11 protein-coding genes are annotated in these 11,717 nt (G+C 72.1%); 8 read left to right on the top strand and 3 right to left on the bottom strand.

Going from position 1 to position 11,717, the window contains the following annotated elements; all coding sequences use genetic code 11:
* Positions 1-94 precede the first annotated feature (94 nt).
* The 8 genes from aroA to AS594_RS09865 all read left to right on the top strand — a co-directional run bounded on the left by aroA (position 95) and on the right by AS594_RS09865 (position 9,537).
* Positions 95-1,333 (top strand): 3-phosphoshikimate 1-carboxyvinyltransferase, encoded by a 1,239-nt coding sequence (gene aroA / locus AS594_RS09900; RefSeq protein ID WP_069933148.1) that lies wholly within the window; start codon positions 95-97, stop codon positions 1,331-1,333.
* A 125-nt stretch (positions 1,334-1,458) separates the two neighbouring features.
* Complete coding sequence (locus AS594_RS09895; protein WP_069933149.1) at positions 1,459-2,220, top strand: hypothetical protein; 762 nt, start codon at positions 1,459-1,461, stop codon at positions 2,218-2,220.
* A gap of 100 nt (positions 2,221-2,320) precedes the next feature.
* The gene (dxr, locus tag AS594_RS09890) at positions 2,321-3,601 is read left to right on the top strand and encodes a 1-deoxy-D-xylulose-5-phosphate reductoisomerase (protein ID WP_069933150.1); all 1,281 of its coding nucleotides are present in this window, start codon (positions 2,321-2,323) and stop codon (positions 3,599-3,601) included.
* Positions 3,598-4,899 (top strand): M50 family metallopeptidase, encoded by a 1,302-nt coding sequence (locus AS594_RS09885; protein ID WP_069926621.1) that lies wholly within the window; start codon positions 3,598-3,600, stop codon positions 4,897-4,899. The genes dxr and AS594_RS09885 overlap by 4 nt, the downstream gene beginning before the upstream one ends.
* A gap of 139 nt (positions 4,900-5,038) precedes the next feature.
* Positions 5,039-6,193, top strand: coding sequence for a flavodoxin-dependent (E)-4-hydroxy-3-methylbut-2-enyl-diphosphate synthase (gene ispG / locus AS594_RS09880; RefSeq protein WP_069926620.1), 1,155 nt, complete (start codon positions 5,039-5,041; stop codon positions 6,191-6,193).
* A 123-nt stretch (positions 6,194-6,316) separates the two neighbouring features.
* Positions 6,317-7,162 carry a GNAT family N-acetyltransferase gene (locus AS594_RS09875; protein ID WP_069933151.1) on the top strand — a complete coding sequence of 282 codons (846 nt, stop codon included), beginning with the start codon at positions 6,317-6,319 and terminating at the stop codon, positions 7,160-7,162.
* Positions 7,163-7,188: 26 nt separating this feature from the next.
* Positions 7,189-7,761 carry a GNAT family N-acetyltransferase gene (locus tag AS594_RS09870; RefSeq protein ID WP_069926618.1) on the top strand — a complete coding sequence of 191 codons (573 nt, stop codon included), beginning with the start codon at positions 7,189-7,191 and terminating at the stop codon, positions 7,759-7,761.
* A gap of 69 nt (positions 7,762-7,830) precedes the next feature.
* Positions 7,831-9,537: a proline--tRNA ligase gene (locus AS594_RS09865; protein ID WP_069926617.1), complete on the top strand. Its 1,707-nt coding sequence runs from the start codon at positions 7,831-7,833 to the stop codon at positions 9,535-9,537.
* A gap of 114 nt (positions 9,538-9,651) precedes the next feature.
* Here the strand turns inward: AS594_RS09865 and AS594_RS09860 are convergent, their stop codons facing one another.
* The 3 genes from AS594_RS09860 to AS594_RS09850 are packed head-to-tail and all read right to left on the bottom strand — an operon-like array spanning position 9,652 to position 11,572.
* Positions 9,652-10,545: an aminoglycoside phosphotransferase family protein gene (locus AS594_RS09860; protein ID WP_069933152.1), complete on the bottom strand. Its 894-nt coding sequence runs from the start codon at positions 10,543-10,545 to the stop codon at positions 9,652-9,654.
* A gap of 59 nt (positions 10,546-10,604) precedes the next feature.
* The gene (locus AS594_RS09855; protein WP_069926615.1) at positions 10,605-11,066 is read right to left on the bottom strand and encodes a ferritin-like domain-containing protein; all 462 of its coding nucleotides are present in this window, start codon (positions 11,064-11,066) and stop codon (positions 10,605-10,607) included.
* On the bottom strand, positions 11,063-11,572 hold the full coding sequence (locus AS594_RS09850; protein WP_069926614.1) for a hypothetical protein: 510 nt from the start codon (positions 11,570-11,572) through the stop codon (positions 11,063-11,065). The genes AS594_RS09855 and AS594_RS09850 overlap by 4 nt, the downstream gene beginning before the upstream one ends.
* Positions 11,573-11,717: the final 145 nt, after the last annotated feature.

The following is an 11,717-nucleotide window of genomic DNA, read 5'->3' as shown; positions in this document are numbered from 1 at the left end:
CGTGCGACCGGGGGCGGCGGCCGGCCGCCGCCCCCGGTCGTCCAAGGGGCGAAACGGCCCGGGTCCACCGCCGCGTACGCGGCAGGATGGGCCCGTGACCGTCGTAGACATCCCAGGCTCCAAGTCCGTGACCGCCCGCGCCCTCTTCCTCGCCGCGGCGGCCGCCGGAACCACCACCCTCCTGCGCCCGCTGCGTTCGGACGACACCGAGGGCTTCGCCGAAGGGCTCGGCCGGCTCGGGTACCGGGTGGAGTGCGGGCCGGACGCCTGGCGCGTCGAGGGCCGGCCGCAGGGGCCAGGCGCCGGTGAGGCCGACGTGTACTGCCGCGACGGCGCCACCACCGCCCGCTTCCTGCCCACGCTCGCCGCGGCCGGCGCGTCCGGAACGTACCGCTTCGACGCGTCGCCGCAGATGCGCCGCCGCCCGCTCGCCCCGCTCACCGACGCGCTGCGCTCGCTCGGCGTCGACCTGCGCCACGAAGAGGCCGAGGGCCACCACCCGCTGCGCGTCACCGCCGCCGGCATCAAGGGCGGCGAAGTCACCCTGGACGCCGGGCAGTCGTCGCAGTACCTGACCGCCCTGCTCATGCTCGGCCCGCTCACCGCCGAGGGCCTGCGCATCACCGTCACCGACCTCGTCTCGGCGCCGTACGTCGAGATCACCCTGGCGATGATGCGCCGCTTCGGCGCCGAAGTGACGTGCGAGGGCAGCACGTTCACCGTCCCGCCCGGCGGCTACCGGGCGACGACGTGCGCGGTGGAGCCCGACGCCTCCACCGCGAGCTACTTCTTCGCCGCGGCGGCGATCTCGCCCGGCCGCGAGGTCACGGTCCCCGGGCTCGGCGCCGGCGCGCTCCAGGGCGACCTGCGGTTCGTCGACGTACTGGAACGGATGGGCGCCCAGGTCCGTATCACCGCCGACAGCACCACCGTCCGGGGCACCGGCACCCTCAACGGCCTCACGGTCAACATGCGTGACATCTCCGACACCATGCCGACGCTCGCGGCCGTCGCCCCGTACGCCGCCGGACCGGTCCGCATCGAGGACGTGGCCAACACGCGCGTGAAGGAGTGCGACCGGCTGGAGGCGTGCGCGGAGAACCTGCGCCGGATGGGCATCACGGTCGCCACCGGCCCCGACTGGATCGAGATCCGGCCGGGCACGCCCCGCCCCGCCGAGATCGCGACCCACGGCGACCACCGCATGGCCATGTCCTTCGCCGTCACCTCACTGCGCACCGCACCCGGCGTCACCTTCGACGACCCCGGCTGCGTACGGAAGACCTTCCCCGGCTTCCACGAGGCGTTCGCGGCGCTGCGACGAGCCTGGTAGCCGTGCGCGGACGGCCGCGCCCTGTCCGGCCCCCTCGACCGCGTGGACGTGCGGCTGTGGCGCGAGCCGCACCCGTGCACCACAATCGTGCCCTCACCACGCGTCAACAGAACCAGGGGTCACGCATGTTCGGGTCGGCACAGTACGGTCGGCGGCGTGGGGCGGCGCTCGCGGTAAGCGCGGTCCTGTTCGCGGGTGTGGCCGGGTGCGGCGGCGGCGAAGACGGCCGGGACGACAAGAAGCCGGGGGACAGGGGCAGGGCGACCGCGAGCGCCGGGCCCAGGGCCCTCACCGAGGCGCAGCTCACCGCAGCCTCCTTCACCGACGGCGAGACGGTCGGCAAGTACACCGCGTCCGAGTTCAGCCTCGGCGCGCCGCACGGCGACGACTACACCGCGGACCCCGCCGTCTGCCAGCCTCTCGTCAGCCTCGCCGCCGGCGTCACCGACCACGACCTGCGGAGCGAGGTCAACCGCCGGGTCGACGTCCCGGACGAGATGCTCGGCACCACCGTCGCCGTCCAGCTCCGCTCGTACGGACGCGGCGACGCGGCCCGTGTGATGAAGGCCCTCGCCAGGGCCGGTGAGAAGTGCGCCGACGGCTTCACCGAGGTGCGGGCCGTCGCCAGGGGGAAGTACCTGAAGGTCGAGCCCGTCCGGGCGCCCGGGTTCGGAGCCGGCGCGGACGAGACCAGGGCGTACCACTTCACGATCCTGGACGTGAAGGGCAAGCTCAAGCTGCACGAATACCTCACCGTCGTACGGTCCGGCTCGGTCACTCTGTCCTTCCGCGCCGACCTCCTCGGCACCAAGGACATCGGCGGCGTGCCCCGTGAAGTCACCGACGCCCAGTGGGAGAAGTTCCGCGCGGCGGTGGCCACCGGGTGACCGCCGAGCCGTCCGTACTCCTGTCCGACCGGTACGACGGCGGCGAAACGAGAGGGACTCGCTGTCCATCCAGTGGACCATTGCGGCAACAATGGGGGGCATGAGCGACAGCCCAGCCCCTCTTGCCGACCCGCACATCGCCTTCGACCCGTCCGAAGGCCGCCGGGACATCGTCGTCCTCGGCTCCACCGGGTCCATCGGAACCCAGGCCATCGACCTGGTCCTCCGCAACCCCGACCGCTTCCGCGTCACGGCGCTCTCCGCGGCCGGCGGCCGGGTCGGACTGCTCGCCGAGCAGGCCCGGCAGCTGCGGGTCCGTACCGTCGCGGTCGCCCGCGAGGACGCCGTGCCCGCGCTGCGCGAGGCGCTGAAGGCGCAGTACGGCACCGCTGAGCCCCTGCCCGAGATCCTGGCGGGGCCCGACGCCGCAACCGAGGTCGCCGCCTCCCCCTGCCACACCGTCCTCAACGGCATCACCGGCTCCATCGGCCTCGCGCCGACCCTCGCCGCTCTCGAAGCGGGCCGTACCCTCGCGCTCGCGAACAAGGAGTCGCTGATCGTCGGCGGCCCGCTCGTGAAGGCGCTCGCCAAGCCCGGCCAGATCATCCCGGTCGACTCCGAGCACGCCGCGCTCTTCCAGGCCCTCGCCGGCGGCACCCGCTCCGACGTGCGCAAGCTCGTGGTGACCGCGTCCGGCGGGCCCTTCCGGGGACGTACGAAGACCGAGCTGGCCGGCGTCACCCGTGAGGACGCACTCGCGCACCCCACCTGGGCGATGGGCCCGGTGATCACCGTCAATTCGGCCACCCTGGTGAACAAGGGGCTCGAAGTCATCGAGGCGCACCTCCTCTACGACATCCCCTTCGACCGCATCGAGGTCGTCGTGCACCCCCAGTCGTACGTTCACTCGATGGTGGAATTCACCGACGGCTCGACGCTCGCCCAGGCGACACCGCCGGACATGCGCGGACCGATCGCCATCGGCATCGGCTGGCCCGAGCGCGTCCCGGACGCCGCACCCGCCTTCGACTGGTCCAAGGCGTCGACGTGGGAGTTCTTCCCGCTCGACAACGACGCGTTCCCCTCCGTGGGACTCGCCCGCCACGTCGGTGCGCTCGCGGGCACGGCTCCGGCGGTGTTCAATGCCGCGAACGAGGAATGCGTCGACGCGTTTCTCGCGGGACGGCTGCCGTTCACCGGAATCGTGGATACGGTCGCCGAAGTAGTGGCCGAGCACGGCACCCCCCGTACGGGAACCTCGCTCACGGTCGCGGACGTCCTGGAAGCCGAGACCTGGGCACGCGCCCGGGCCCGTGAAATCGCAGCACACGCATCAGCAGCACAGGCAGCAGTACAGGCAACAGCGGAGGCTCGCGCATGACGACGATCCTGTTGACGGTCCTCGGGATAGTCATCTTCTTTGCCGGACTGCTGATCTCCATCGCATGGCACGAACTCGGTCACCTCTCGACCGCCAAGCTCTTCGGCGTCCGCGTGCCGCAGTACATGGTCGGCTTCGGCCCGACCCTCTGGTCGCGCCACAAGGGCGAGACGGAGTACGGCATCAAGGCGATCCCGCTCGGCGGGTACATCCGCATGATCGGCATGTTCCCGCCGGGAGCCGACGGCAGGATCGAGGCAAGATCGACGTCGCCGTGGCGCGGCATGATCGAGGACGCCCGTTCGGCGGCGTACGAGGAGCTCCGGCCGGGCGACGAGACACGGCTCTTCTACACGCGCAAGCCGTGGAAGCGCGTGATCGTGATGTTCGCCGGCCCCTTCATGAACCTGATCCTCGCCGTGGCGATCTTCCTCGGCGTCTTCATGACGATCGGCCTGAACCAGCAGACGACCACGGTCGACACCGTCGTTCCCTGCGTCGTCGCGCAGAGTGAGAACCGCGACTGTCGCAAGGGCGACCCCGCGTCGCCGGCCAAGGCCGCGGGCCTGGAGAAGGGCGACAAGATCGTCGCCTTCGACGGGGAACCGGTCAAGGACTGGGCCACCCTCTCGGACCGCATCCGCGGGACGATCGGCACCGCCTCGATCACGGTGGAGCGCGACGGCCGCGAGAAGGTCCTCCAGGCCAACCTGATCGCCAACAAGGTGGCCAAGAAGGACGCCCAGGGCCAGCCCGTCGCCGATCAGTACGTCAAGGCCGGCTACCTCGGCTTCGGCCCCGGCACGGCGGTCGTCCCGCTGTCCTTCACCGACTCGCTGGACCGCATGGGCGTCATGATCGAATCCGGTGTGGACTCGCTCATCGACCTGCCGTCCAAGGTCCCGGACCTGTGGAACGCGACGTTCAACGGCGAGGAGCGCAAGGCCGACTCCCCGATGGGCGTGGTCGGCGCGGCCCGCGTGGGCGGCGAGATCCTCGGGCTCGGGCTGCCCATGGAGAACACCGTCGGGATGATGCTGTTCCTCATCGCGGGCTTCAACCTCTCCCTCTTCCTCTTCAACATGCTCCCGCTCCTGCCGCTCGACGGCGGGCACATCGCGGGCGCCCTGTGGGAGTCGCTGAGGCGCAATGTGGCGAGGGTCTTCCGGCGGCCCGACCCGGGCCCCTTCGACGTCGCCAAGCTGATGCCGGTGGCGTACGTCGTCGCCGGGATCTTCATCTGCTTCACCGCGCTGGTCCTGGTGGCGGACGTGGTGAACCCCGTCCGAATCTCCTGACACATGCGGCTGTCCGGCGGTCCCCCAAGGGGTGGACATGCCGACGTGGTGTGCTCCGGGCTCTCGCGGTGACGTAACCTCGAGGTCCGGAGCCCGCCGATCTCGGGACCTTGATCCACACCTTGGGGTTGCACAGCAGATGACTGCAATTTCTCTCGGAATGCCGTCCGTTCCGACGAAGCTCGCCGACCGTAGGGTCAGCCGCAAGATCCAGGTCGGATCCGTGGCCGTCGGCGGGGACGCACCCGTCTCGGTGCAGTCGATGACGACCACCAGGACGTCCGACATCGGCGCGACGCTCCAGCAGATCGCGGAGCTGACCGCCTCGGGCTGCCAGATCGTACGGGTGGCCTGTCCCACCCAGGACGACGCCGACGCGCTCGCGACCATCGCGAGCAAGTCGCAGATCCCGGTGATCGCGGACATCCACTTCCAGCCGAAGTACGTCTTCGCCGCGATCGACGCCGGCTGTGCGGCGGTCCGGGTCAACCCGGGCAACATCAAGCAGTTCGACGACAAGGTGAAGGAGATCGCCAAGGCGGCCTCCGCCACCGGCACCCCGATCCGCATCGGCGTCAACGCCGGATCGCTCGACGCCCGCCTGCTGAAGAAGTACGGCAAGGCCACCCCGGAGGCCCTCGTCGAGTCCGCCCTCTGGGAAGCCTCCCTGTTCGAGGAGCACGGCTTCGGCGACATCAAGATCTCGGTCAAGCACAACGACCCGGTCGTCATGGTCAACGCCTACCGGCAGCTCGCCGCGCAGTCCGACTACCCGCTGCACCTCGGTGTGACGGAGGCCGGCCCGGCGTTCCAGGGCACCATCAAGTCCGCCGTGGCCTTCGGCGCGCTGCTGAGCGAGGGCATCGGCGACACCATCCGCGTCTCGCTGTCCGCGCCGCCCGTCGAAGAGGTCAAGGTCGGTCTCCAGATCCTGGAGGCGCTCAACCTCAAGCAGCGCCGCCTGGAGATCGTGTCCTGCCCGTCCTGCGGCCGCGCCCAGGTCGACGTGTACAAGCTCGCCGACCAGGTCGCCGCCGGTCTCGACGGTCTGGAGGTGCCGCTGCGCGTCGCCGTCATGGGCTGCGTCGTCAACGGTCCCGGCGAAGCCCGCGAGGCCGACCTGGGCGTCGCGTCCGGCAACGGCAAGGGACAGATCTTCGTCAAGGGCGAGGTCATCAAGACCGTCCCCGAGTCGAAGATCGTCGAGACCCTCATCGAAGAGGCGATGAAGATCGCCGAGCAGATGGAGAAGGACGGCGTCATGTCCGGAGAGCCCGCCGTCTCCGTCGGCTGACCCTCCCGCGCCCCGGCAACCGGAGCCCCGCCTCACGGCGGGGCTCCGTTTCCGTGTGCGACGCCCCGTGGACACGCCCGGTAGAGTGCGGAGATCAGCAGACCGTACGGTGAGGCCCCTCACGTGTTGACTCAGACCACTACCCGGGTCCTCGACCCCGGCGAACTCGGCGCCGCGCTCGCCATCCTCGAGAGCGAGCCCGTCGCCAACGCCTTCGTGACCTCGCGCGTCCAGGCCGCCGGTCTCGACCCGTGGCGCCTCGGCGGCGAGATGTGGGGCTGGTACGCCGACGGCCGCCTGCGCTCGCTCTGCTACTCCGGTGCCAACCTGGTCCCGATCTGCGCGACGCCCGAGGCCGTACGCGGCTTCGCCGACCGCGCCCGCAGGGCCGGCCGCCGCTGCTCCTCGATCGTCGGCCCCGCCGAGGCCACCCGCCAGCTCTGGCGCCTGCTGGAACCCAGCTGGGGCCCGGCCCGCGACGTACGCCTCAACCAGCCGCTCATGGTCACCGAGGAACCCTCGCGCGACGTCCGGCCCGACCCGCGCGTACGGCGCATCCGCAAGGCCGAGATGGACGTGATCATGCCCGCGTGCGTGGCGATGTTCACCGAGGAGGTCGGGGTCTCGCCGCTGGCCGGCGACGGCGGGCTGCTCTACCAGGCCCGCGTCGCCGAACTGGTCGCGGCAGGGCGCTCGTTCGCCCGTATCGAGGACGGCAAGGTCGTCTTCAAGGCGGAGATCGGCGCCGCGACCTCGCAGGCGTGCCAGATCCAGGGCGTCTGGGTGGCCCCCGAATTCCGCGGCCAGGGACTGTCCGAGACCGGCATGGCCGCCGTCCTGCGCTACGCGCTGGCCGATGTCGCGCCCGTTGTCAGCCTGTACGTCAACGACTTCAACACGGCGGCGCGCGCGTCGTACCGCCGGGTCGGCTTCCGCGAGGTCGGCGCGTTTATGAGCGTGTTGTTCTGACGCGGCCTGGAAGTAGGGTGCGCAGCATGGCACCTCTCACCGGGGGCGGACCCCGGACCCCCGCCGTTGTGGTCGCGCCGGTCGACCTCGCCGCGCGCGTGGACGAGGCGCTCGCCGTACAGGCGCTCGCCTTCGGGCTCACCGACGAGGAGATCGGGGTGCGCCGTCACATCGTGCTGCGCCACCTGCTGAACCCCGGCGCCCGGGCGCTCGGCGCCACGACGCCCGACGGACGCCTGGTCGGCTTCGTCTACGGGATGCCCAACGACCGCGCGCACTGGTGGTCCACGGTCGTCGAGCCGTACCTGCGCCGCGCCGGCAACGACGCCTGGCTCGACGACGCGTTCGTCATCACCGAACTGCACGTCGACCCCGCCCACCAGGCACGCGGCATCGGCCGGGAGCTGATCACCACCATCACGGACGCCGTGGACCAGCCCCGCTCGATCCTCTCCGCGATCGACATCGAGAGCCCGGCCCGCGGCCTGTACCGGGCACTCGGTTACGTCGACCTGGCGCGCCAGGTCCACTTCCCGAGCGCTCCCCGGCCGTACGCCGTGATGGGGGCGCCGCTCCCGCTGCGCCGTCACCGCGGGTAACGGATTTCCCGTGTCTGTGCAGCCCGGCTAACCTCCTAGCCATCACACTTTTCTTCGCAGGAGTTCACCATGGCCCAGGTCCAGCGCATGTCCCGTCTGATGGTCAAGACACTGCGTGACGACCCGGCGGACGCCGAGACGCTCAGCCACAAGCTGCTGGTGCGCGCCGGGTACGTCCGCCGGAACGCGGCGGGGATCTGGACCTGGCTCCCGCTGGGCAAGAAGGTCCTCGAAAACATCGCGCGCGTCGTGCGCGAGGAGATGGACGAGATCGGCGGCCAGGAGGTGCTGCTCCCCGCGCTCCTGCCCAAGGACGCGTACGAGGCGAGCGGCCGCTGGGAGGAGTACGGCGACCTGCTGTTCCGCCTCAAGGACCGCAAGGGCGGCGACTACCTCCTCGGCCCGACGCACGAAGAGATCTTCACGCAGACGGTCAAGGACCAGTGCACGTCCTACAAGGACCTGCCGGTGATCCTCTACCAGATTCAGATCAAGTACCGCGACGAGGCGCGTCCGCGCTCCGGCGTGCTGCGCGGCCGTGAGTTCCACATGAAGGACTCGTACTCCTTCGACACGACGGACGAGGGCCTCGCCGAGGCGTACGCGCTGCACCGCGCCGCCTACCAGAAGATCTTCACGCGCCTCGGCTTCGACTACCGCATCGTCTCCGCCGTGTCCGGCGCGATGGGCGGCTCGGCGTCCGAGGAGTTCCTGGCCCCGGCCGCGGCCGGCGAGGACACCTTCGTGGACTGCCCCGCGTGCGACTACGCCGCCAACACGGAGGCCGTCACCTTCAGCGCCGAGGCGGTCGCGGCCGCGTACGACATCGCGGAGCACGGCCCGGTCGTGGAGCTGGACACCCCCGACACCCCGACGATCGAGACCCTCGCCGCCCACCTGGGCGTACCGGCGTCGGCGACCCTCAAGAACCTGCTGGTCAAGGTGGACGGCGAGATCGTCGCGGTCGGCGTCCCCGGCGACCGCGAGGTCGACCTGGGCAAGCTCGGCGAGCACCTGGCGCCCGCCGTCGTCGAACTGGTCACGGCCGAGGACTTCGTGGGCCGCCCCGACCTCGTACGCGGCTACGTCGGCCCGCAGGGGCTGGAGAAGGTCCGCTACATCGCCGACCCGCGCGTCGCCGACGGCACCGCCTGGATCACCGGCGCCAACAAGCCCGGCAAGCACGCCAAGAACGTCGTCGCGGGCCGCGACTTCGACGTCGACGACTACCTGGACGTCGTCGTCGTCGAAGAGGGCGACCCCTGCCCCCAGTGCGGCACCGGCCTCAAGCTCGACCGCGCGATCGAGATCGGCCACATCTTCCAGCTCGGCCGCAAGTACACCGACACCTTCCAGCTCGACGTGCTCGGCCAGCAGGGCAAGCCGGTCCGCGTGACCATGGGCTCGTACGGCATCGGCGTCTCGCGCGCCGTCGCCGCGCTCGCCGAGCAGTCCGCCGACGACAAGGGCCTGTGCTGGCCCGCCGAGATCGCCCCGGCCGACGTGCACGTCGTCGCCGCGGGCAAGGCGCTCCAGACCGAGCTGGCCGTCGAGGTCGCGGACAAGCTGGGCGCGGCCGGCCTGCGGGTGCTGGTCGACGAGCGTCCGGGCGTCTCGCCCGGCGTGAAGTTCACGGACGCCGAGCTCATCGGCGTACCGAAGATCCTGGTGGCGGGCCGCCGCAGCGCCGAGGGCGTCGTGGAGCTCAAGGACCGCCGCACGGGCGAGCGCGAGGAGCTGACGGTCGACGAGGCGATCGCCCGCCTGACCGCCTGACCGCCTGAGAGAACCGGCACCACACACCACGAGGGCCCCGCGCGGATCGCGCGGGGCCCTCGTGGTGTGGGGGGGGCATCGGCAAGGGCGCGCTCCGGCAGCCGCCGGGCCCCGCTACAGCCAGCCGGCGAACTCCAGCAGCAGTTCGGCGTCCTGGTGCCGTCCGGCGGCCGACGCCCGCACGCCCGACTCCACCGCCCGGAACAGCGTCCAGCCGTGCAGCCTCGCCCGGTCCACGTCCAGCGAGTCGGCCAGCTTGTTCACCCGGCGGCGGGTGCCGGACGCGCCCGTCGCCGTCGCCACCAGGTCCTCGACCCGGTCGCGGACCAGCCGGGCCAGGTCGTACGCCCGCTCGCCCACCAGCGGCTCGGGACCGACCGCCAGCCACGGCGCCCGGTCGCCGGCGAGCACCTTGCCCTGCCTGAAGTTGCCGTGCAGCAGCAGGAGTTCGTCGGTGCACGCCGTCAGCTCGTCGCGCGCCGCGAGGGCCGCCTCCACCAGCGGAGCGAAGGCCGGGCCGGCCGAGCGCATCGCCGCCGCCTGGCGGGCCGTGCGCTCGGCGACGGTCTCGAAGGGGTGGCCGGGGGCCGGCTCGATCCACAGCCGGCGAACGATCCCGGCCGCCTCCAGCAGGGCCTTCGCCTCGGGCAGGGAGCGCAGCGACACCTCGGAGTGGAGGCGCTCCAGCAGGAGCTCACCGGCCCCGTAGCCGCCGTCCAGCAACTGGACCGCGCCCCACCCGTTCCAGTGCGCCAGCGCCGCGTGCTCCGCGGCGGGCCCGGCCGCCTCGGGGGCGATCTTGAGCGCCGCGGGGGTGCCGTCCTGCTGCCGTACGAGGACGACCAGGCTGCTCCTGCCGCCCGGGTTCTGCACCCGCTCGACACTCAACTTCCGCCGCGCGACGGCCTCTTCGGCCAGCTCGGGCAGCTGCCCCAGCCAGTCGGCGGCCACGTCCGGGTACGCCTCGCCGAGCGCTCGTACGAGGCGCTGCGGCGGTTCGAAAAGCATGCGTGTGGTGTCCCCTTCAAAGGCCGTTTCAAAAGCCGGTTCGACAACCGGTTCAAAGCTCACTGCTTGCGGCTCGTGGCCGGCGTGGTCAGCTCGGCGAGCCCGGGAAAGGCTACGCCGCGCCCCCGCCAGCGCACGGACCGCACCGCTGCCTCCCGCAGCGCCGCCGCCGCCTCGCGCCGCAACGGGCCGGTGGCGGCGCGTACGACGTCGGAGTAGACACCGGCCACCCGGTCCTCCAGCTCGGCCGCGAGCCGTACGGCCGCCGCCCCGTCCGGCACGGGGAACGGCAAGGCGTACGCGGCGGCCGCCGCCACCGGGGCCGCGCCCAGCCCGCGCACGGTCCGCTCCAGCGCGTCACGCCGCGAGCGGTGGGCGTCGTACGCCTGGCGCGCCTCGTCCCGGCGCTCGTCGGCGACCCGGCCGCCGACGACTCCGTACCCGTACACGGCGGCATGTTCGGCGGCCAGCGCGGCCTGCACGGCCTCCACCGCCTGTGTGGTGGTCGGCGTCGCGCTCACCCGTCGCTCCCTTCGGTCAGCAGATACACGTGGGCGGCGCCGGCCGCGGCGACGGACGCCAGCAGCCGCGCCAGCTCCGGGGGTGCGTCCAGGAGTGCCGCGCTGTGCGCGTCGGCGCCGCGCCGCTCCTCGGCGGCGAGCTCCTTCAGCGCGGCCGCGCGCTCCGTGGCGACGGCCGGGGGCACCGGGGCACGCCCCGCGGCGCCTTCTCCCCGCAGCGCGTCCGTCTGCCTGGCCACCGCGTCGCGCAGCGGCTCCAGCCGGCCGGCGGCGGAGGGGTGCGCGGCGATGACGGCGTCGTACCGCGCCAGCAGGGTGCGGCGGGCCCGGGCTGAAGCCCTGCGCAGCGCCGCCTCCGCCCGCGCGGCGGCGGCCACGGTGCCGGCCGTGGATCCTTCCCGGCCGCGCGGCGCCGGATCGCCCGCACATCCGCCGGTCAGCAGCGCGGCGGCGGCGGCCCCGGTCGCCGCGAGCGCACCCCTGCGTGTGGTTTCCGTGCGCCGCACCTGTGTCTCCCTCGGGCCTCTGCGGTGATCACCGCAGGCGAGCGTACCCGCGGCTCCCCGGCAGGCGGACGGCAACACCCCTCGGGACCGGATACCCTTTGATCTGACACGCGACGATCCACACAACAGCACACGCGGCCGAGGA

Source organism: Streptomyces agglomeratus (assembly GCF_001746415.1).
GTDB lineage: Bacteria > Actinomycetota > Actinomycetes > Streptomycetales > Streptomycetaceae > Streptomyces > Streptomyces agglomeratus.
The sequence above is the reverse complement of the archived record's forward strand: the minus strand, read 5'-3'. Positions and strand labels throughout refer to the sequence as shown.